Source organism: Methylobacterium sp. Ger2507 (assembly GCF_055231875.1).
The window spans coordinates 2,257,837-2,278,404 of the sequence record NZ_JBUYVC010000001.1 but is presented as its reverse complement, the minus strand read 5'-3'; the positions used below and the strand labels follow the sequence as shown (position 1 = coordinate 2,278,404).

Below are 20,568 nucleotides of genomic sequence, written 5' to 3'. Positions count from 1 at the left end.
CGCAGATGGTCCTTGCGCCGGCCGTTACCCCTCCGCCTGCAACGCAGGTGGCTGCAGCCCTGGGCGCAGGTGCAGCCCAGAGCGGGTCTGGGAAGCCGGGTGATCTTTCGAAGGCCGGTGACGATATTGCCGGTTCGGTGGAGGCCCACACGACGCCTGTGGTGAATCCGGACGCGTCGGCCCCCACCGGATTGCCGGCTCTAAAGGTAGCCGCGGGAAATGACGGCTCGGAGGCTGGCGACCAGCCTTTCGCCAAGGCCGAGGGCGCCTTTGCCGAGGCTCTGGGCCCCGCTCCCGATGCGACGGCACGGACCGACTTGGCGCCCTCTTCCGTGGCGAACCCCGCTCCCGCCGGTGCCAGAGGCGCGGAGCCGACGGCCCAGAATCCGGCGAGTGCCCAGGCCTCGGCACCGGTGCCTCTCGGCGCAGTCCCGATGACAATCGGCCTGCGATCCCTGGCCGGCAGCAATCAATTCGAAATCCGCCTCGACCCGAAGGATCTCGGCCGCATCGACGTGAACCTCGACATCGACAAGGCGACCGGGGCGGTTCAGGCCCACCTTGTCGTCGATCGGCCGGAAACCCTGGCGCTGCTCCAGCGCGATGCCGCCAATCTCCAGCAGGCGCTGGCCCAGGCCGGTCTCAGCGCGGGCGACGGAAGCATCAACCTGTCCCTGAGGGGCGATGGAGCCGCCAGCGGACAGTCGAACGGCTCCGGCGCCGACGGGGGCGCCTCGGACCGGCACGGCGCTGCGCGCGCCGGCTCCCACGCCTCCGACGTCATCCCATCCCTCACCGCCGTTCCGATGCGCCGCTACGGCGCCCTCCTCGGCATCGACATCCGTATCTGAGGAACCGACCCATGGCTTCAGGCATCACAGGCGCCGCCAGCGCGGCGAACGCGAAAGGCACCACCAAGACCTCCCAGCAGGAACTGGCGGGCAATTTCACCCAGTTCCTGACGCTGCTGACGACGCAGCTCAAGAACCAGAACCCCCTCGACCCGATGGACACCAACCAGTTCACCCAACAGTTGGTGCAATATGCCGGCGTCGAGCAGCAGCTGAAGTCGAACGACCGGCTCGACGCGATCCTCACCAACGCCAAGTCGTCGAGCGCGGCGTCGGCGACCGGCCTCATCGGCCAGACGATCACGGCGGACGGTAAGACCACCACGCTCAAGGACGGTGCTGCCCAATGGACGCTGACGCCCCAACGGGCCGCCAAGCAGGCCACGATGACGATCAGCGACGCCAAAGGCAACGTGGTGGCGACTCAGACCAAGGCCCTCGCGGAGGGCGCCCAGTCCTTCACCTGGGATGGGCGCTCGTCGAGCGGGTTCACCTCGGCGAACGGAACCTACTCGATCAAAGTGGATGCGGTCGACGTCACCGGCACCAAGATCGTGGTCGACACCAAGGTCAAGGGAACGGTGTCGAGCATCGATCTCAGCGGGTCCGAACCGGTGCTTCTCGTCGGCAAATCGAAGGTCCCGGTGTCGGCGGTTCAGGACATCGGCGCGAAGTTGTCCACATGACGAACCAGGCGAATCCAATGCGAGCGATCCGCTTCAAGATATCTTAAGCGGCCACAAGTAGCTTCCAATCTCGACAGGTCAGTCGAGTTGTAGAGCGTATCATGACCGAACCAAGCCGCCCGAGAGTGAAGTACGTGATCGGGCCTGATGGAAGTCCGTTAACCATTGCGGACCTTCCGCCGACCACCACGCGGCGATGGGTCATCCGTCGCAAGGCCGAAGTGGTCGCCGCTGTGAGAGGCGGATTGCTCAGCCTTGAGGAGGCCTGCCAGCGCTACACCCTCACCACTGAGGAGTTCCTGAGCTGGCAATTCTCTATCGATCAACACGGTTTGGCCGGCCTGCGCACGACGCGCATCCAGCACTACCGTCACTGAGTCGCCGACCGCCGGGATTTCCGTCAATCCCGTCTGTCTTATCCGAACCCGGAAGCCGCGTCTCCTCATCCGGGCGCGGCTTTCGCGTCTCCGGGGACCTCTATAGGACTACCTGTCCTCCATCATAGGACCACCCGTCCTTCCTCACGGAACGTTAACTTCGCGGTAACCACGACCCAGGCAAATTTTGCCTAGTAGGTGCCGGGAGTCCGGTGCCGCGTCTCGTGTGGGTACGTCGCTTCGTGAAACCGGTCCTCGACCTCGTGACCAAGTTAGGCCCGGCGCGTCTCGCCGCCATGGCCGCCGTCACGATGACGCTGATCGGTTTCTTCGCCTTCGTGATCCTGCGCGTCTCCAAGCCCGACATGGGCGTGCTCTTCGCCGACCTGTCGATGTCCGATTCTTCGGCCGTGATCCGTGACCTCGACGCACGCGGCATCAAATACGAAACCCGCGGCGACGCCGGTCAGACCATCCTGGCGCCCCGCGCCGACCTTCCCCGCCTGCGCATGGACCTCGCCGGTAAGGGCCTTCCGGGCGCCGCCGGCGTCGGGTACGAGATCTTCGACAAGGGCGACGCCTTCTCGTCCACCAACTTCGTTCAGAACGTGAACCACCTTCGGGCCCTGGAAGGCGAGCTGTCCCGCTCCATTCGGGCCATCGCTCGGGTCCAGGCCGCCCGTGTTCACCTCGTGATCCCGGAGCGCCGCCTGTTCGAGCGCGATCGTGAAACACCGAGCGCCGCCATCGTCCTCAAGCTGATGGGAGATCTCGACCCCTCCCAAGTCCGGGCTATCCGCCACCTTGTGGCCTCTGCGGTGGAGGGCCTGAAGCCGGAACGCGTGTCCATCGTCGACGAGCGCGGGCGTCTTCTGGCCGACGGTGCACGCGGCACCGAGGCCGATGCCGGTGCCGGCATGGAGGAGAAGCAGGTCGGCATCGAGCGCCGCCTGCGCTCGCAGATTGAGGAGATCGTCGCCGGAATCGTCGGGGCCGGCCGCGCTCGCATCCAGGTCAGCGCCGAACTCGACCTCAACCGGATCGAAAGTCGTTCGGAAAGCTTCGATCCCGAGAGCCGCGTGATGCGCTCTACCCAGACACGCAGCGAGATTTCGATCACGAGTGGCTCCGAAGGCGCGGTCACGGTGGGCAACGAGCTTCCCGGTGCCAATCAGCCGGGGCCGGCTCCGACCCCAAAAGATTCCACGAACAAGAATGAGGAGACCACGAACTACGAGATCTCCCGCGTCACCAAAACCGAGATTGCCGAGGGCGGAAGGGTCAAGCGGCTCTCGGTTGCGGTGGTGGTCGACGGAGCCTACGTCCCTGGACCGGATGGCAAGCCGGTCTATCAGCCGCGCCCGGCTGATGAGGTCGATCGCATCGCTGCCCTGGTCCGGTCGGCCATCGGCTACGACAAAGCCCGCGGCGATCAGGTGGAGGTGATGAACCTTCGGTTTGCGGAGACCCCGACACAGGTTGAGTTCGCCGAGCCAAGCTTGGTTCAGTCGCTGCTATCCCCGTCCAAAGAGGAGATCATGCGGATCGTCGAGCTGGCTGTTCTCAGCATGCTGACGCTGATCGTCCTGATGGCGGTCGTGCGCCCCCTGCTGAAGAAGGTCCTGGCCTCGGAGCCGATCCAGATCGCGATCGCGTCGGGCGCCGGAGCCGCGGTCGCCGAAGCTCTGATGGTGCCGCCCGAGAATAACACTGCGCGGCTCGTCGATTTTGCGCAGTTGAACGGCAAGGTACAGGCTGAGACGGTCCAGCGTGTCGTCGACATGGTTCGCGCCAGCCCGAGCGAGACCGTGGAAGTGCTCCGCAACTGGATCCACGAGACCTGATGTCGATTGCGGCTGGAAACCATTCCCTGCATCACCCGGTGAGGAGGTGAGGCCATGGCCTCGGGACTGAACCTTCAGGCGGAACTCGCCAAGCTCGGCAGCGGTAACGGCGGCGGCTTCCCGGGTATGACCGGGGCTCAGCGCGCCGCTGCTCTTCTGCTTTTGCTGGGGGAAAGCGAAGGCGCACCGATCTGGCAGATGCTCGACGAGGACGAGGTCAAGCTCGTCTCGCACGCCATGGTGCAGCTCGGCTCGCTGGAGGCCGAGACCGTCGAGAAGCTCATCGTCGACTTCGTCTCGCGTCTGTCCTCCGGCGGCGGAATCACGTCGAATTTCGAGCGCACCGAATCGCTGCTTCTGAAGATTTTTCCGACCGAGCAGGTCTCGGCGATCATGGCAGAGATCAAGGGCGCCTCGGGGAAGCGGGTGTGGGCAAGCCTCACGCAGATCGACCCCGAGATCCTCGCCTCTTTCCTACGGAACGAGTACCCGCAGACCGTCGCTGTCGTCCTTTCGAAGGTGCGCTCCGACTACGCCGCCAAGGTTCTGACCATTCTGCCCGAGGAATTCGCCATCGACGTCCTCAATCGGATGCTCCGCATGGAAACGGTGCAGAAGGAGGCGCTGCGGCACATCGAGGAAACCCTTCGCGTCGAATTCGTCTCGACCATCGCGCAGACCACGCGTCGCGACGCGCACGAGCTGATGGCCGACGTGTTCAATGCGTTCGACCGCCAGACCGAAGGTCGCTTCCTGACGGCCCTCGACCAGGCCAATCGCGGGTCGGCCAAGAAGATTCGCCAGCTCATGTTCACCTTCGAGGATCTGCTCAAGCTCGATGCCGGCAGCGTTCAGACCCTCCTGCGCAAGGTCGATAACGAGACGCTGTGCCGGGCCCTCAAGGGGGCCGACGAGCGGGTGCGCACCTTCTTCCTCAAAAACATGTCCACCCGTGCGGCGAAGAACATCACCGACGAGATGGGTTCGCTCGGCCCGATCCGGCTCAAGGACGTGGATGAGGCGCAGGCCAAGATGACCGAACTCGCCAAGGACTTGGCGGAGAAGGGCGAGATCATGATCGCCAAGTCGAGCGGTGAGGAGGAACTGGTCTATTGAACGCGCGTCGCTTCCTCTTCGACACCGACTTCCGTCCCCGCCCGGACAACCCCGCCACCGTCAAGGAAGCGGCCGCTCTGGCGGAGACCGTCGCGCGCGCCGAGGCCGAGGGCTATGCGCGCGGACTTCGCGAAGGGCAGGCCATGGCCGAACAGCAGATCCAGGCGCGCCTGTCGGACGCGATCACCCGACTGGGGCTCGCAGCCGCCGGCCTGATCGGGCAATCGGATGCACGTGACCAGTCGCGCGAGGACGAAGCGATGGACTTCGCGGTCGCCCTTGCCCGCAAGATCGCCGGCGAGGCCCTTGATGCTCAGCCCCTGGCGGCAATCGGCGACGCCGCCCGCGCCGCGCTCCAGCACCTGCGCGGCGTGCCTCACCTAGTGGTCCGGGTTCACGAGAGTCTCGTCGATGACTCTGAGGCTCTTGTGAAGAGACTGGCGCGCGAGCGGGGCTTCGAGGGCCGTCTCGTCGTGCTCGGCGAGCCCGATCTCGCACCGGGCGACGCGCGCATGGAATGGGCCGATGGTGGTGTGGTGAGAGACCGCGCCCGCATTGAGGCCGCCGTGCTCTCCGCCATTGGCATCCCCGCCTAACCCGACACCGGATCAGGAAGAGCCCGCATGTCCGACGATTTCAGCCTTCCCCAGCTCAATAGCGGCGATGCGTCCTTCGACGGGCTCGGGACCGAGTCGATCCGCGAGGCCCCAACGACCCCAAAGAGCGCTGCGGACTTGGAGCAGGTCTTCGACGTGCCGGTGGTCGTCTCCGCGGTTCTCGGATCCTCCCGCATGCCGATCGGAGATCTGCTCCGACTCCAACCCGGCGCCGTGCTGGAACTCGACCGCAAGGTCGGCGAAGCCATCGACATTTTCGTGAACAATCGCCTCGTGGCGCGTGGTGAGGTCGTCCTCGTCGAAGACCGCCTTGGCGTTACGATGACCGAGATTATCAAGAGCGATCACTGAACCTTCTCACCTTTCCGGCCGCCGCGCACCCGTGCGAAGCCAAACCTGACGGAGACCCTGGACCATGCGGCTTCTCATCATCGGACGCCTGAACAGCGAACTGATCACGGCGTCGAAGATCGCCATGAACCGCGGTGCGTCCGTGACCAACGCCGAGAGCCTGACGCAGGGCCTAGCCGTTCTCCGCTCCAAGGGCGCCGACCTCATCATGATCGATGTCGGCTTGGCGATCCGCGATCTGGTCACCGCGTTGACCGACGAGCGTATCCGCACGCCAGTCATCGCCTGCGGTGTCGCCACCGATGCCAAGGCCGCCGTTGCGGCGATCCAGGCCGGGGCTCGCGAGTACATTCCCCTGCCCCCCGACCCTGACATGATCGCGGCAGTGCTTCAGGCGGTATCCGAGGATGGCCGTGCCTTTGTGTGGCGCGACGCGTCCATGGAGAAGGTGGTCAAACTCGCCGAGCAGGTGGCGCGCTCCGAAGCGTCGGTGCTGATCACCGGCGAAAGCGGCACCGGCAAGGAGGTGTTGGCCCGCCACGTCCACGCAAAGTCGAACCGGGCCAACCGCCCCTTCGTCTCCGTCAATTGCGCAGCCATTCCGGAAGCACTGCTCGAATCCGAGTTGTTCGGCCACGAGAAAGGGGCGTTCACGGGCGCCATCGCGCGTCGAATCGGCCGATTTGAGGAAGCCAACGGCGGAACGTTGCTGCTCGACGAAATCTCCGAGATGGATGTGCGCCTGCAGTCGAAACTGCTGCGCGCCCTTCAGGAGCGCGTGATTGATCGGGTCGGTGGAACTGCACCGGTGAAAGTCGACATCCGCGTCCTTGCGACCTCCAATCGCAATCTGGTGGAAGAGGTCCGCAAGGGCACATTCCGCGAGGATCTGTACTACCGGCTGAACGTCGTACATCTCCGCCTACCGGCCCTACGGGAACGCCCGGCCGATATCCTTGAACTCGCCGCTCACTTCGCTCGAAAATACGCCGACGTGAATGGACTGCCGATGCGCCCGCTCAGTCAGGCAGCGCAGAGCCTCGTCCGGGCCAATCCTTGGCGCGGCAACGTGCGCGAACTCGAGAATACCCTCCATCGAGCCGTGTTGCTCGCGTCTGGAACCGAGATCGGTCACGATGCGATTTTAACCCCCGAAGGAGACAGTATCGCGCCGGTCTCTGCAGGTCCGGCCGAGCGGGCAGCCCGAGTGGCCGAGGCTGCGACCCGCGGCCTCGTTGGACAGACTGTGGCCCAGGTGGAGCGCGATCTGATTCTCGATACCCTGGATCACTGTCTCGGCAACCGGACGCATGCTGCGACCATTTTGGGTATCTCGATCCGGACGCTGCGCAACAAGCTCAACGAGTACGTCGATGCCGGCATGGCGGTTGCGGAACCCGGCAACGTCAGGGCTGTCGCCGCCTACGGCTGATCGATCTTCCAGCGGAATGCACTGCTTACCGCACGGTCGCGCTCAGCGATCACCGTAAGCCTGCTCGGACGCCATCTGGACGGCATGGGCGCGCTCCAACTTTTCCAAGGCGACGAAGCGCGCGATTTCGGCCTCGACATCGCGGATCGTCTCCTGGACCAGATGCTGCTGAAGGGCAGTCCGGGGATCGTCCGCAGTGAGGCCGTCCCGCGCCTGGAGACGCTCGACGGCCTCTTTGACGACGCTGTAGACTGCCTCGCGTTCCGAGCGGGACATTGCGGGATTAACCGCCCGGGCAATGAGATCGTTGAAGTCCGACATACGGTCTGAAGGAACCCCTTGGGTTGGAAAAACTGGCGGTTGCGGCAGGTCCATACCAACGCCGCTGGGGCGGCGTCAGAGGCGTTGGTCGTTGATACCGGCCAGGATCAACGCCAGTGAACTCCAGACGACCAGGAAGCCGAAGAACACCACCATCAAGCTGTACCCACGCTGCGGATACTCAGAGTAGGTCGGCAAAGAGGGCTCGACGAATGTCGCCAGGTAGATCTGCTGCTTGCCGGCAGCGATTCTGGCCCGATCGACCATCAGGTTCGCAGATTCATTGAGCTTCGTCGCGATGGTGCGCTCGACCTGCAGGCCCTCGTATTCCAGCAACGCGCGCGTCATGTTCGTGCTCGGATCCGAGCCGGACAACCCCTCGGTGGTGAGTTGGTCGGTCAGTTTCTTGATCTGCTGATCCAAAGCGCTGATGCCGGAAACCAGATTCTGAATGCTGCGCGATTTCTCGTCGAGGTTTGAGCCGCGCAGCACAACGAGGTCGGACTCGGCCTTGATCCGATCCTTGCGCAGCAACGCGATCGTGGTCAGCGTCGATTCTGCCGCCTTGGCGGGATCGATAATCCCCCAGCGGTTTCGGAAGACCTGGAGAGCCAGATGGGCGTTGCGCAGCCGCTCCTGCGCCTTCGCCGCTTCGATCTCGGCATGCTTGACCATGTCACCTTGAGCGCGCCGCGAGATGTCGTTGATCAGGGCTTCGCTGCGCGCCACCACTTCGCGATTGATGGTCAGAGCGTCCTCGGGCGTGAAGGCACGTACGTTCAAGGTGATGATGCCGGATAGCACCTCGATCCGTGTCGTCACATGGTGGCGCCAGTACTTGACCAACTCCTCGATCGGTTGCCCCGGCCGGTAGCGTTCCCAGAAATCTGCAATGCTCCGAGAGAACATCTCCGAGACTTTGAGATGCTGCTCCACCTTTGAAACGATTGCTTGGCTATCGATGTAATCTCGGATGATGAAGCTATCCTGGCTGTTATGCTTCATCATCAAGTCGGAGAATTGCCCGCCCGGGCTTTCGTCCATCGGCTCGACATTGCCGCGCACGGCAAACTGGGCGGTGGCGATGTACTGATCCGAGGCGAAAACGAAAAGATAGAGCCCTGCGATGGCTGTCGGCAGAAGAACGAAAAAACCGAATTGACGGAGGAGACCGCCTATCAGGTTCTTCGGCGTTGCCGATGGAGGGCGAATCCCAGGCAGGCGCCGCCAGTCGAGCTGCTCCTGTGCCCGTTTCAATAGGGCCGGGACGCGGCTTGGCGTGACCGGAGCGACGGTTTCTGCGTCGCGCCGCAGATCCGGTACCGAATTTAGTGCGACGTCGATGACCCCGCGCACCCGGTCCCTCTGCTTGACCTCGTCGACGCTCATGCTTCTAGGTTCCCGGAACTCGGCTCGATGCGGGCTAGCTGTGGACTTCCCATCAAGGGCAGTCATCCTGACGAAGCCAGACGACGATGCATATGGTCACGCCTTCGGAGCCCTCTCGACACTCTGCCGTTGTGTTTTGGCATGTTGCGGTTTTCGGCCCTTTTTAAGGCGCCCCGTCATCCGTTGCACCCTCGGTGACGGTACCAGTAGACCTCGATCGCTCGATAAACCGGTGGGTGAATGAACAGCAAGAATGAGGTGGAAGCGCACCCGGTACGGTTACGCTTGGCCAGGGCCGGATTTTCGGAGTTGGTTCTGGTCTGCAGCAAATGCGTCAAGCGTCAGGGTTTGAAAAAGGGTTCGTTACGGAAACTTCTGAAGCGTGAGCTGAAGGGTCGAACCACGGTTGGCAAGCTCCGCATCGTCGAAACCGGCTGCCTTGGTCCCTGTCCAAAACGGTTGATGGCTGTCGCGACGACGGGGAGCTTGGTAAAACAGCGGATTCATCTTCTCGATCCAACCGCCTCGGCAGCTGAATCGGTTGATGCACTGTTCCCCGATTTCGGCCCCAAAGTCCGCCGAGCGCTGGGGGCGGATCGATCGAATTCGGGTCGGTAGATTCAGGTTGGGCGAGTTTCGTCACCTGCATTGCGGCCCCGGGGAAGTATGGCTTGGAGCGGACGACACTTGACCGACCTCATGCCTGAGCCGTCATCTGCGGAAGCACTTTCGCCCGCAGGAGACTCGCGAATGACAAGTCTCGGCCGTGGCGTGGTGCGTCGCCTACCCCTCGTTGGAACCCTGCTGGGACTTGGACTCGGAGTCTGGCTGATCGCAACAAACGATCTCGGGTCCGTCACAGACGCCTTCGGACGCGTGGGAGCGGTGGGTCTCGTGAGCATCGTGCTGGTTCGCGTGGTCATCATCCTCCTGTGCGGGCTGGCCTGGGCCCAGATCGTGCGGGGCATCGCCGGTCTCGGACAAGCAAAGACCGGCGCCTTCGTCCTGTTGAGATTCGTCCGCGAGGGTATCAACGTGCTGCTGCCGGTCGCCTCGATCGGAGGTGATGTCGTCGGTGGCCGCCTGCTCACCTTCTGGGGCGCGACGGGGACCCTCGCGGCTGGATCGATCCTGGTCGATATGTTGTTCCAGGCGGGCACCCAGGCGCTCTTCGCTTTGGGCGGGGTAATGCTTCTGCTGCAGGTCGGAGGGGACTCGGCTCAGGGCCTCGCGACCTGGGTCTTGCGCGTGCTGGGCGTCACCGCACTGCTGCTCACCGCTTTCCTGCTGGTACAACGCAGCGCCGCAGCGCGGACTGTGGCAGGAAAGGCCATCGACCGCCTGCGCAGGACGTTCCGCGGACAAGATGGCGTGACCAAGCAGACGGGAGGCAGCGTCTACGACGCTCTCGATGCGATCTGGGGCGCGAACCGGAGTGGGCGGCTCGCCGTCTCCGTGCTTCTGCATCTCGTGGCCTGGATGCTGGGCGCAGTCGAGATCTGGATTGCTTTGGCATGCATCGGCGTGGCGAATGTCGGTTTCGCCGAGGTCATGGTCATTGAGGCGCTAAGCCAGGCGATCAAGTCCGCCGCTTTCCCCGTTCCAAGCGGGCTCGGCGTGCAGGAGGGTGGCTTCGTCCTCCTGGGCAGCCTGTTCGGCATCGATGCCGGCACCGCGCTTGCCCTGTCGCTAATCAAGCGCGTTCCCGATGTGGTTCTCGGCCTCCCTGCCCTGCTGCTGTGGCAGGCGCTGGAGGCGCGGCGCGCACTGATCCTGCCGCCGACGCCTTGAAGCGCGACATGTCCCCGACCATTCGCGGGCCCATGGCAGCGCAGGGTGTTCTGGCCGCGACTCTGCTGCCGGTGGGTGCCCTCCTTGGCAGCATCGTCTCGCTGAGTGTGGGCACGTCCTTCGCCAAGCGCCTGTTCCCGATGCTCGGTGCCGAGGGCACCACCACGCTCCGCGTCGGCCTGTCGGCGGTGATGCTGGTTCTCCTGTGGCGGCCGTGGCGCCTGCGACTGAGCTTCGCCGATGCCCGGTCACTGGTGCTCTACGGCACGGTGCTGGGCGCGATGAATCTGCTGTTCTACCTGTCGCTCCGGACCATCCCGTTGGGCCTTGCCATCGCCATCGAGTTCTCCGGCCCGCTGGCCTTGGCGCTCGTGGTCTCGCGCAAGCCGATCGACTTCGCCTGGATCGGCTGTGCGATCTTGGGGCTCGGCCTGCTGCTGCCGCTCGGCGGCCTCTCGAGCGGGCTCGATCCGGTCGGCGTCGCCTGCGCGCTTGGTGCGGCCGTGTGCTGGGCGCTCTACATCGTCTTCGGACAGCGGGTCGGGCATCTCCACGGGGGCTGTGCCGTCGCGATCGGGATGTCGATGGCGGCCCTGGTCGTCATGCCCTTCGGCATCGCCAGTGCGGGCGTGGCGCTGCTCGATCCCGCGATTCTGGGGTTCGGACTCGCGGTGGCCGCCCTGTCGAGCGCGCTGCCCTACACCCTCGAGATGGTCGCGCTACAGCGTCTATCGAAGCAGAGCTTCGGCGTACTCCTCAGCCTTGAGCCCGCAGTCGGGTCGCTTGCAGGCTTCATGATCTTAGGTGAGCGCCTCACCCCCACGGAGTGGATCGCCATCCTGTGCATCGTGGTGGCCTCCATCGGTAACACCATCACGGGGCATCGCCGACGGAACAAGGGCGCGGCGGTCGGGGTCTCACCGGTCTGACGAACCGCCGGCTTTCGGTTCAGGGCTTAGCCGTCTGCGAGATGATATCGTCCAAGGCGGTCTTCAGCCCCTCTTCGACGGTAGGATGGTAGAACGGCCGGTCGAGCAGGGTCTGGGCCGACAGGCCGTCCTCGATCGCCAAAGCGAGCAGGTGCGCGAGGTGTTCGCACGATGGGCCGAGCATCTCGGCGCCCGTGAGGCGGCCGGTTCTGTCGGCGTAGAGGCGCAGACCGCCGGCGTTCTCGGCCATGATCCTGGCCCGTCCCTGGTCGCCGAAATCGACGTTGCCGATCAAGGTGTTGGTGTCCTGCGGATCGAACGGAACACCGACGCTGGCCGCCTGCGGCTCGGTGAACACCATGGCGAGGTTCGTCCAGCGCCGGGGCGCCGCGACGGAGCCGCCCCCGTCGGCGATCAGCCGGGCCGCGTTGGCGCCGGCGATGTGCCCCTGGCGGGAGGCTTCGTGCAGCACCGGCCGCTCGGCGTTGGCATCGCCGGCGAGGAAGATGGGTGCGCCGGCGCAGAGCAGCGAGCGGGGGTCGACGTCCGGCATGCCGTCCGCGTCGAGGGTAAGGCCGGCCTGGTCGAGGCCGAGGTGATGCAGGTTCGGGGGACGGCCGATGGCGGCGAGCACCCGGGCGAAGCTGCCGCTGTGGGCGGCGCCGTCCGCGTCGGTCCAGGTCAGGCAGGCGCGGCCTTCGTCGATGCGGCCGCCGGTGACCTCGGAGCCGAGTTCCAGGGTGATCTCGGCGCCGAAGATCCGGCGGGCCTCGGCGGCGAGGCCGGGGTCGCGCAGGGCGGCGAGGTGGGTGCCGGGATCGAAGAGCGTGACGGCGACGCCGAGGCGGGCCATGGCCTGGGCCAGCTCGATTCCGACGGCGCCGCCGCCCAGGACGGCGAGGGATTCGGGCAGATCCGGCAGTTCGAACACCGTGTCGGTATTCACCAGCAACGTGTCGAGGTCACACAGGTTGGAGGGCATCGCCGGGTGTGACCCGGTGGCGACGACCGCGGCGCGGTAGGCGACGCGGGTGTGATCGTCGACCATCAGGGTGCCGGGGCCGGTGAAGCGGGCGCGGCCGTCGATTCGGGCCTCCGCGTCGATGGCCTCGACGCCGTCAAGCACGCCGGTGACGAAATGATCGCGCTCGCGCCGGACCCGGGCCATCACGGCGGGGCCATCGATGCGGACGGGACCGGCCTCGACGCCGAAAATCCCGGCCCGGCGGGCCGCATGGGCGGCGTTGCCGGCGGTGATCAGGAGCTTCGACGGCATGCAGCCGACGCGGGCGCAGGTGGTGCCGCCTGGGCCGGCCTCGATCAGCACGACGTCGGCGCCGCCGGCGCGGGCGGCGTGGAAGGCGGCGAGGCCGGCGGTGCCGGCGCCGATCACGGCGATGTCACAGAATCTCTCGCGCATCGCGTCGGGGTCTCGCAGGTTGGCGCCGCTGGGCCCTGCAAGGGCGAGGCGGTGCGGGGCGGCGGGCCAACACGCCGGTCCGGCGAACGTTCCTGGCGCGGCTGCGGCCTTCCGTCAGTCCGGCTCGGCCAGCAGGCCTTCGACGAAGGCGGTCAGGCCGACGCGGCGCTCGCGCTTCAGGCGCTCGGCGATGAGGATGCCCTCGAGGGAGCGGAAGGCGTCGTCGAGGTCGTCGTTGACGATGACGTAGTCGTATTCGCTCCAGCGCTGGATCTCCATCCGGGCGTTGGCGAGGCGCTTCTCGATGGTGTCCGGCGAATCCTCGGCCCGGCGCTCCAGGCGGTGACGCAGTTCGGCCAGCGAGGGCGGCAGGATGAACACCGTGACCACGTCTTCGGCGAGCTTGGAGCGCACCTGCCGGGTGCCCTGGTAGTCGATGTCGAAGATCATGTCCCGGCCGGCGCCCAGCACCTTCTCCACCGGGCGGCGCGGGGTGCCGTAGAAATTGCCGTGCACCTCGGCCCATTCGAGCAGGTTGTCGGCGCTGCGCAGGGCGTCGAAGGCCTCGCGGTCGATGAAGGTGTAGTGCTTGCCGTCGATCTCGGAGGGCCGGCGCTGGCGCGTCGTCACCGAGATCGAGAGGTCGAGGCCCCATTTCGGGTCGGCCGCCACCGCCCGGGTCAGCGTGGTCTTGCCCGCGCCGGACGGGGACGACAGGATGAGGATGAACCCGCGCCGCCCGATCGACGGTGCGCTCTCCTTCGATGAGGCCTGCATTTCGGGACCAACCTACTCGACGTTCTGAACCTGCTCCCGGAATTGCTCCACCACGGCCTTCAAGTCGAGTCCGATCCGCGACAGGGTGACGTCGTTGGCCTTGGCGCACAGGGTATTGGACTCGCGCCCTAGCTCCTGGGCCAGGAAATCGAGCTTGCGGCCGATGGCGCCGCCGGCGGCGAGGAGTTCGGCCGCGCTGGCCAGATGGGCCTGGAGCCGGTCGAGCTCTTCGCGGACATCGGCCTTGGCGGCGATCAGCACCGCCTCCTGGTGCAGGCGGTCGGGATCGAGGCTGCCGGCCTCCAGCAGGGTCGCCACGGTGGCGGCGAGGCGCGCCTTGACGGCTTCCGGCTTGCGGGCCGGGCAGGCCTCGGCGGTGGCGGTGAGCCGGGCCATCTCGGACAGCTGGCCCTCGATGACGGCGCGCAAAGCCCGCCCCTCGGCCCGGCGGGCCTCGACGAGGTCGGCCACCAGTTGGACCACGCCGGCGGCGAGATCGTGGGCCAGGGCGTCGGTGTCGGTGCCGGGCTCCTCGTCAGATTCGATCACGCCCCGGATGCCGAGCAGCCCGTCGAGGGAGGCCGGGGCCAGCCCTTCGGGGCGCGGCACGCGGGCGATGGCGGCGGCGAGCTGGCCCAGCAGGGCCTCGTTGACGCGCACGCGCGGGGCGGCGTCGGGGCGGGTCAGCGTCAGGTTGAGCTGGCACTGGCCGCGCGCCAGGGTCTTCTGCAGGGCGGTGCGGGCGACCTCCCCGACCGCGTCGTAGCCGCTCGGCACCCGCAGGCGCACATCGAGGCCGCGCCCGTTCACGCTGCGGACCTCCCAGGCCCATTGCACCGGCCCGGTGGTGCCGGCGGCCCGGGCGAAACCGGTCATGCTGGAGAGGATCATCGTGGTGTCCGCGTCGGACCGACCGCCTTCCCTCCCCCTTGTGGGGAGGGACCGAGGGTGGGGGTGGTTGGGCGACCCTGCGGGTGCCGAGGCAGGGCCATCGCATGGGGTGGCACCTCGTCATCCCGGGGCCGCGCAGCGGAGCCCGGGATCCAGAACCACGACGGGTGCCAGACTTTACACCGTCGGCGGCTCTGGATTCCGGGCTCGCCTGCGGCGCCCCGGAATGACGGGGTGGTTCATCGATTTATTTGGCTCGCAAAGAGACTCAAGAGCAGCGTACCGAACCCCTACGGCTGCTTCAGCACCGGCACGGTCTTGGGCGAGTTCAGGTCGAAGGTCTTGTTGCGCAGGGGGTCGAGGCGGGTGCCCTCGGAGGCGTCGAAGGCCCGCGGGCGGACGCTGCCAGGCTCCGGGGTCGCCGCCATGTTGGTGCCGTCGGGAGCGTAGGCCGAGGCGGCGCCGGGCATGGTGGCGGCGGAGGTGCCGGGCGGGTCGGCCTTGTCGACCACCGCGTCCGGGGTCGGGGTCTGGCGCGCCTTCTCGACCTGACGCCAGCGGGCGACGTTGCGCGAATGGCCTTCGAGGGTCTCGGCGAAGGCGTGGCCGCCGGTGCCGTCGGCCACGAAGAACAGGTCCTTTGTGCGCGAGGGGTTGGCCACGGCTTCCAGGGCGGCGCGGCCGGGATTGGCGATGGGTCCCGGGGGCAGGCCCTCGATCACGTAGGTGTTGTAGGGCGTGGCGCGCTCGATCTCGGTGCGCTGGATGCCGCGCCCGAGGGTGCCGCGCCCGCCCACCAGCCCGTACACGATGGTGGGGTCCGATTGCAGCTTCATGCGCTTGTTGAGGCGGTTGACGAACACCCCGGCGACGCGGGGCCGCTCGTCGGCCCGGCCGGTCTCCTTCTCCACGATGGAGGCCAGGGTCACCATCTCGGCCGGGGTCTTCACCGGGATCTCGGCCGAGCGGCGCAGCCAGATCTGGTTGAGCACCTCGCGCTGCTTGGTCCGCATCAGGTTGACGATCTGCTGGCGGGTGGCGCCGCGCTCGAACTTGTAGGTGTCGGGCAGCAGCGAGCCTTCCGGCGGGATCTCGTTGATGTCGCCCGTGAGGATGTCGTTGTCGTTGAGCCGCATCACGATCTGCTCGGAGGTCAGCCCCTCCGGGAACGTGATGGCGTGCTGCACCTGACGGCCGGAGGACAGGGTGTCGATGGCCTCGCCGATGCTGGCATGGGCCTTGAAGGTGTACTCGCCGGCCTTGAGCGCCTTGCCGGAGAAGCGGGCGGCCCATTCGAACAGGGCGGTGTGGGTGATGACGCCTTCGCGGCTCAGCGCCTCGGCGATCTCGGAGGTGCCGCTGCGGGGCGGAATGACCACCACCTTGTCGGCGGGCAGCGGCCCCGGCTCCTTGGTCTGACGCTCGAACAGGGTGACGCCGATCATCACCGCGATGGCCAGCACCACGGAGGCGGTGAGCAGGCCGGAGATGCGGGCGAGCAGACCGCCGCGCTCACGGACCGGACGGTCGGGCGGCGGCGGCGCGGCGGTGGGCTTGATCGCCTCGCTCGGGCTGCGCGGCGACAAACGGTTGGGCAGGGCCGGCTCGTCGGACGGGATCGGCGTCGACGCCGGATTCTGACGTTTGCGGAAGAACATGGACATCCTGTTCGGGCCTCAGGTCCCCGCCCCGGCCGCCGCCGGATTTTTTGGGGATTCCCTGCGCCCGAGTCGAGTGGGTTGACGCACGGGACGGGCATTTTGGCGCGCGAACTGCGTGGGTTTTGTGGCGAAATGGGGATGCGCCGACCCAGCGAAGCGATCCGGCCTGGGCGAGCCGCCTGGCCGGCGGAGTGCGGGAGGGCGCCCGTTTTCCGTGGGGAAGAATCTCGGCGCTCGACCCGTACCGGCTCCAGAGGCACACTCACTTGTCTTGAACGACCGCAAGACTTCTATTCATTCCTCTTTCCGAGGCTATGTTATGCGCCGAATCGAGGATTTTCATATGAGGCGCGGAAATCTTATTGCCCTGTTCTTTCAAATCCCATTCCTTATCATTTTGTCTGTTCTCATGAAAATACCTTTCGATCAGCTCGGAAAAGCAAGAGGCTTTTGGTTGGTTGGACTGACTTTCGGAGGTATCGCTTGGTTCTCGAGCTTCCTTTATATCTTAATAAGCAACATAAAAAAGCTTGCGAGCTATGCCGACGCCTCTCCGATCCTGTCGCCGATCTTGAGGTTCATAACGCTCTACCAGAAACGAATACGATTTGTGCTTTGTATCTTCGTTTTTCTGGTGCTTTTTCTGAAAATATTTGCACCGAAACAGAAGGTTTTCCTGGCGCCGACGATGTTGGGCCGAAGTACGATCCTGTCGCTTCACCGATAGCGGAATCGGCGCTTCCTGTTGGTTCTGGGCTCGACCCTTGCGCCAGAGCGGTTGTGCGACAGACACCTCGGAGTATTGGCCCTGAGGAGAACATTGAATTTGCCGTCGCGCCTGGCTCATCAGTTGCTTCCGAGAACGCGGTCATCCCGGGGCCGCGTAAGCGGAACCCGGGATCCAGAAACACAGGTTCAGCGGGGTTTTCTACTGAAAGCGGCTCTGGATTCCGGGCTCGCCTTCGGCGCCCTGGAATGACGGGGCTGTCTTCCAAATCCGCTTCGCAAGGGCTGTAAAACGCGATGATCTGCCGTCGTCCCATTCAAGGAATTGCGGCAGAGGATTCACACGTATCTCAGAATATTTATTTGCCAGCCAAGATTCCATCATCGAGGTATAGCGTCAGTTGCCTATCGTGGTGCTTCGCTCGCAACACGCGACGGCTGACTTCTTCCGTCCGTCCACGCGGCAGCTATGACAGTCGCATTATAGATAGAACTCTAAGTAACCTTGCAGAAGAAAAAGCAGCTAAAGTTCTTAGTTGCCGGGACGCCGTATCGCAGAGATGTCTTTCAAAGATTGAAGCGATTGCCTTGATATCAATCCACCCGCCGCATCACCAAACTCGCATTCGTCCCACCGAACCCGAACGAATTCGACAGCACGGTATCCACCCGCTTGCGCTTGGCCTCGTGCGGCACGAGGTCGATGGCGGTCTCGACGGAGGGATTGTCGAGGTTGAGGGTCGGGGGCAAGATGCCGTCGCGGATGGCCAGGATTGAAAAAATCGCTTCCACCGAGCCGGCGGCGCCGAGGAGGTGGCCGATCGAGGATTTGGTCGAGGACATCGAGGCCTGGGCGGCGTGGTCGCCGAGCAGGCGTTCCACGGCCTTCAGCTCCAGCTCGTCGCCCATGGGCGTCGAGGTGCCGTGGGCGTTGATGTAGTCGAGGTCGCTGGCCTGGATGCCGGCGCGCTTCACGGCGGCGCTCATGCAGCGGAAGGCGCCGTCGCCGTCCGGGGCCGGCGAGGTGATGTGGTAGGCGTCGCCGGTGAGGCCGTAGCCGATCACCTCGGCGTAGATCTTGGCGCCGCGAGCCTTGGCGTGCTCGTATTCCTCGAGCACGACAACGCCGGCGCCCTCGCCCATGACGAAGCCGTCCCGGTCCCGGTCGTAGGGGCGCGAGGCGCGGGTCGGGTCGTCGTTGAATCCGGTGGAGAGGGCGCGGCAGGCGGCGAAGCCCGCGAGCGCGAGGCGGTTGACCGGCGATTCGGCGCCGCCCGCCACCATCACGTCGGCATCGCCGAACTGGATCAGCCGGGCCGCGTCGCCGATGGCGTGGGCGCCGGTGGAGCAGGCCGTCACCACCGCGTGGTTGGGGCCTTTCAGGCCATGCGCGATCGAGATCTGGCCCGAGGCCAGATTGATGATGCGGCCGGGAATGAAGAAGGGCGAGATGCGGCGCGGGCCCTTGTCGTGCAGGGTCACCGAGGCGTCGTAGATGCCGCCGATGCCGCCGATGCCGGAGCCGACCATGACGCCGGTGGCGCACTGGTCCTCGTAGGTGGTCGGGTGCCAGTCGGCATCGTTCAGGGCCTCGCCGGCGGCCGCCATGGCGTAGACGATGAACGGATCGACCTTGCGCTGCTCCTTGGCCTCCATGAAGGCGTCGGGATTGAAGCTGCCGTCGGTGCCGTCGCCGAAGGGCACGGAACAGGCGATGCGGCAGGCCAGATCGTCGACGGGGAACGCCGTCACGACCTTGGCCGCCGACTCGCCGGCGATCAACCGGCTCCAGGTGGCTTCGACCCCGCTGGCCAGCGGCGTCACCATCCCCAAGCCCGTCACCACTACCCGACGCATCGCGCTATCCCGAACCGGTCCTGTCATCACAACGAATGGCGTGCGGGGCCCGGATCGGCCCCGCGCACGCGCGATCCGTGGCCTTAAGCGGAGTTCTTCTCGAGGAACTTCACCGCGTCGCCGACCGTCTGGATGGTCTCGGCGGCATCGTCGGGGATCTCGACGTTGAACTCTTCCTCGAACGCCATCACGAGCTCGACGGTGTCGAGGCTGTCGGCGCCGAGATCATCGATGAAGTTCGCGCCCTCGACCACCTTCTCCGGCTCCACGCCGAGGTGCTCGACAACGATCTTCTTCACGCGCTCAGCGATATCGCTCATCGGTCTTGGTCCTTAGCTCTTCAAGGTCGTGATGGTGCAAGGATCTTTGTGTGAAGAGTCTTGCTGGTGGAGGTCTTGTTCTGGGAGGTCTTGTTTTTGAAGGTGCCGTGGCCGCCGTCCCGTCCCGGGACTGACTGTCGGATGGAGCGGCCGGTGTGATCGATCGCGCGTTTCGGTCAAGTCACCGGACTTGTCCAGTCGGTGACCCGTGATTTTCCAACCTCCGCAACACGCTGAATCGGCACCCCCCTCGCACGGCAGCCGGGGTGTTAACACAGGGTTCCGACGCTGGCGAGGGGCGGTTCACAACCCGTTCATCGGTGTGGCCTTTTCGAGCCGGTCCCCGAAATTATCCCCTGTGCGGTGCAGCAGAAACCGTCCTCCTCCCCCTTGTGGGGAGGGGCCAGGGGTGGGGCTGCGCCGGTGCCCCCCACAAGCTGGAGGAGAGGAGAAAGGCGCCCGGCCTCAATACATCGCCATGCCGCCGTTCACGTGCAGCGTCTGGCCGGTGACGTAGGCGGCCTCGTCGGAGGCGAGGTAGATCGCGGCCGCGGCGATGTCGGTGCCGGTGCCGAGGCGCCCCATGGGCACGCGGGTGAGGATGCCGTCGCGCTGCTTGTCGTTCAGCGCGTCGGTCATCGGCGAGGTGATGAAGCCCGGCGCGATGCAGTTGACCGTCAGGTTGCGGGTGGCGACCTCGGCGGCCAGCGCCTTGGTCATGCCGACGAGGCCGGCCTTGGCGGCGGCGTAGTTGACCTGCCCCGGATTGCCGGTGGCGCCCACCACCGAGCCGATGTTCACGATGCGGCCGTGGCGGCGCTTCATCATGCCCTTCACCGCCGCCCGCGACAGCCGGAACGCCGCCGACAGGTTGACGGCGATGACCGCATCCCACTCGTCGTCCTTCATGCGCAGCACGAGGTTGTCGCGGGTGATGCCGGCGTTGTTGACCAGGATGTCGAGGCCGCCGAGGGCCGCTTCGGCGGCCGGGATCAGTGCCTCGACCGAAGCCTTGTCGGAGAGATCGCACGGCACGAGGTGGACGCGCTCGCCCCCGAGTTCGGCCGCGAAGGCTTCCAGGGCCGGCTGGCGGGTGCCCGAAATGGCGAGCGTGGCGCCCTGCGTGTGCAGGCCCCGCGCGATGGCGCCGCCGAGGCCGCCGGTGGCGCCGGTGACGAGGGCCTTGCGGCCGGTCAGGTCGAACATGGGCGT

At 65.8% G+C, this 20,568-nt stretch carries 20 protein-coding genes; 11 read left to right on the top strand and 9 right to left on the bottom strand.

Features of this window, described 5'->3' with window-relative positions:
* The first annotated feature begins 161 nt into the window (after nt 1-161).
* From ACV7NL_RS10580 to flbD, 8 genes are all read left to right on the top strand, one after another.
* On the top strand, nt 162-851 hold the full coding sequence (locus ACV7NL_RS10580; RefSeq protein ID WP_463355620.1) for a flagellar hook-length control protein FliK: 690 nt from the start codon (nt 162-164) through the stop codon (nt 849-851).
* A gap of 11 nt (nt 852-862) precedes the next feature.
* Nucleotides 863-1,537 (top strand): flagellar hook assembly protein FlgD, encoded by a 675-nt coding sequence (locus ACV7NL_RS10575; protein ID WP_463355619.1) that lies wholly within the window; start codon nt 863-865, stop codon nt 1,535-1,537.
* Between the two features lie 101 nt (nt 1,538-1,638).
* Nucleotides 1,639-1,914: a CtrA inhibitor SciP gene (sciP, locus tag ACV7NL_RS10570; RefSeq protein WP_018044452.1), complete on the top strand. Its 276-nt coding sequence runs from the start codon at nt 1,639-1,641 to the stop codon at nt 1,912-1,914.
* Nucleotides 1,915-2,156: 242 nt separating this feature from the next.
* On the top strand, nt 2,157-3,758 hold the full coding sequence (fliF, locus tag ACV7NL_RS10565) for a flagellar basal-body MS-ring/collar protein FliF (RefSeq protein WP_463357101.1): 1,602 nt from the start codon (nt 2,157-2,159) through the stop codon (nt 3,756-3,758).
* 54 nt (nt 3,759-3,812) lie between these two features.
* The gene (gene fliG / locus ACV7NL_RS10560; RefSeq protein WP_463355618.1) at nt 3,813-4,874 is read left to right on the top strand and encodes a flagellar motor switch protein FliG; all 1,062 of its coding nucleotides are present in this window, start codon (nt 3,813-3,815) and stop codon (nt 4,872-4,874) included.
* Nucleotides 4,871-5,470: a FliH/SctL family protein gene (locus tag ACV7NL_RS10555; protein WP_463355617.1), complete on the top strand. Its 600-nt coding sequence runs from the start codon at nt 4,871-4,873 to the stop codon at nt 5,468-5,470. The genes fliG and ACV7NL_RS10555 overlap by 4 nt, the downstream gene beginning before the upstream one ends.
* A gap of 27 nt (nt 5,471-5,497) precedes the next feature.
* Nucleotides 5,498-5,842 carry a flagellar motor switch protein FliN gene (gene fliN, locus ACV7NL_RS10550; RefSeq protein ID WP_056189298.1) on the top strand — a complete coding sequence of 115 codons (345 nt, stop codon included), beginning with the start codon at nt 5,498-5,500 and terminating at the stop codon, nt 5,840-5,842.
* A 64-nt stretch (nt 5,843-5,906) separates the two neighbouring features.
* The gene (gene flbD, locus ACV7NL_RS10545; RefSeq protein ID WP_463355616.1) at nt 5,907-7,274 is read left to right on the top strand and encodes a sigma-54-dependent transcriptional regulator FlbD; all 1,368 of its coding nucleotides are present in this window, start codon (nt 5,907-5,909) and stop codon (nt 7,272-7,274) included.
* A gap of 42 nt (nt 7,275-7,316) precedes the next feature.
* Here flbD and ACV7NL_RS10540 read toward each other — a convergent pair whose 3' ends face one another.
* Complete coding sequence (locus ACV7NL_RS10540) at nt 7,317-7,595, bottom strand: hypothetical protein (protein ID WP_056189303.1); 279 nt, start codon at nt 7,593-7,595, stop codon at nt 7,317-7,319.
* Between the two features lie 75 nt (nt 7,596-7,670).
* Nucleotides 7,671-8,984, bottom strand: coding sequence for a capsule biosynthesis protein (locus ACV7NL_RS10535; protein WP_463355615.1), 1,314 nt, complete (start codon nt 8,982-8,984; stop codon nt 7,671-7,673).
* Between the two features lie 240 nt (nt 8,985-9,224).
* Here ACV7NL_RS10535 and ACV7NL_RS10530 point away from each other — a divergent pair, with 240 nt between their 5' ends.
* The 3 genes from ACV7NL_RS10530 (at nt 9,225) to ACV7NL_RS10520 (ending at nt 11,704) form a co-directional block, all read left to right on the top strand.
* Nucleotides 9,225-9,602, top strand: coding sequence for a (2Fe-2S) ferredoxin domain-containing protein (locus ACV7NL_RS10530; RefSeq protein WP_463355614.1), 378 nt, complete (start codon nt 9,225-9,227; stop codon nt 9,600-9,602).
* A gap of 132 nt (nt 9,603-9,734) precedes the next feature.
* A complete protein-coding gene (locus ACV7NL_RS10525) occupies nt 9,735-10,775 on the top strand; it encodes a lysylphosphatidylglycerol synthase domain-containing protein (RefSeq protein WP_463355613.1) in 1,041 nt (346 codons plus the stop codon).
* 8 nt (nt 10,776-10,783) lie between these two features.
* Nucleotides 10,784-11,704 carry an EamA family transporter gene (locus tag ACV7NL_RS10520; protein ID WP_463355612.1) on the top strand — a complete coding sequence of 307 codons (921 nt, stop codon included), beginning with the start codon at nt 10,784-10,786 and terminating at the stop codon, nt 11,702-11,704.
* A gap of 19 nt (nt 11,705-11,723) precedes the next feature.
* On the opposite strand, the gene ACV7NL_RS10515 is transcribed toward ACV7NL_RS10520, so the two are convergent.
* From ACV7NL_RS10515 to fabG, 7 genes are all read right to left on the bottom strand, one after another.
* Complete coding sequence (locus ACV7NL_RS10515; RefSeq protein WP_463355611.1) at nt 11,724-13,124, bottom strand: dihydrolipoyl dehydrogenase; 1,401 nt, start codon at nt 13,122-13,124, stop codon at nt 11,724-11,726.
* A gap of 114 nt (nt 13,125-13,238) precedes the next feature.
* Nucleotides 13,239-13,901 (bottom strand): guanylate kinase, encoded by a 663-nt coding sequence (gene gmk / locus ACV7NL_RS10510; protein WP_056479147.1) that lies wholly within the window; start codon nt 13,899-13,901, stop codon nt 13,239-13,241.
* Nucleotides 13,902-13,913: 12 nt separating this feature from the next.
* Nucleotides 13,914-14,792, bottom strand: a complete 879-nt coding sequence (locus tag ACV7NL_RS10505; RefSeq protein ID WP_056479144.1) for a YicC/YloC family endoribonuclease — start codon at nt 14,790-14,792, stop codon at nt 13,914-13,916.
* Between the two features lie 290 nt (nt 14,793-15,082).
* Nucleotides 15,083-16,450, bottom strand: coding sequence for an endolytic transglycosylase MltG (gene mltG / locus ACV7NL_RS10500; RefSeq protein ID WP_056479141.1), 1,368 nt, complete (start codon nt 16,448-16,450; stop codon nt 15,083-15,085).
* Nucleotides 16,451-17,773: 1,323 nt separating this feature from the next.
* On the bottom strand, nt 17,774-19,036 hold the full coding sequence (fabF, locus tag ACV7NL_RS10495; RefSeq protein ID WP_463355610.1) for a beta-ketoacyl-ACP synthase II: 1,263 nt from the start codon (nt 19,034-19,036) through the stop codon (nt 17,774-17,776).
* Between the two features lie 83 nt (nt 19,037-19,119).
* Nucleotides 19,120-19,356: an acyl carrier protein gene (locus ACV7NL_RS10490; protein WP_018044468.1), complete on the bottom strand. Its 237-nt coding sequence runs from the start codon at nt 19,354-19,356 to the stop codon at nt 19,120-19,122.
* A gap of 465 nt (nt 19,357-19,821) precedes the next feature.
* Nucleotides 19,822-20,562: a 3-oxoacyl-[acyl-carrier-protein] reductase gene (fabG, locus tag ACV7NL_RS10485; RefSeq protein ID WP_056189334.1), complete on the bottom strand. Its 741-nt coding sequence runs from the start codon at nt 20,560-20,562 to the stop codon at nt 19,822-19,824.
* Between the last annotated feature and the right edge of the window lie 6 nt (nt 20,563-20,568).